This window comes from Vibrio sp. TH_r3, assembly GCF_033101115.1.
Lineage (GTDB): Bacteria > Pseudomonadota > Gammaproteobacteria > Enterobacterales > Vibrionaceae > Vibrio.
Window position 1 is genome coordinate 1 of sequence record NZ_JAWMPW010000110.1, and the last position, 253, is coordinate 253.

Genomic DNA, 253 nt, shown 5'->3' on the forward strand with positions numbered 1-253 from the left:
ACCACAAGGTGGTAGTGATTACTCATCACCGCATAAGCGCAAATATCGATACAATAGACAGTGGCGAGCATTTTGATGCGAGATTCAATCCAGTCTCGTCGATGCTCGTAACTTGTTTGTGAAAAGGCATCATAACCACATAGAAAAGAGCGGCGAACACAACGAGAAACGCAGTGATAATAAGGGGTGGCGTCAATGCAAACTTGTTGGCTTCTTGCAGTGGTCATGGATGCTTCCTGTGTTAGGTACCGCA

Annotated in this window: 1 pseudogene; it reads right to left on the reverse strand. The window is 45.8% G+C overall.

Annotated features, from left to right (window positions below):
• Positions 1-227, reverse strand: a pseudogene (locus R3X26_RS19115) (transposase); the annotation flags it as partial.
• Positions 228-253 lie beyond the last annotated feature (26 nt).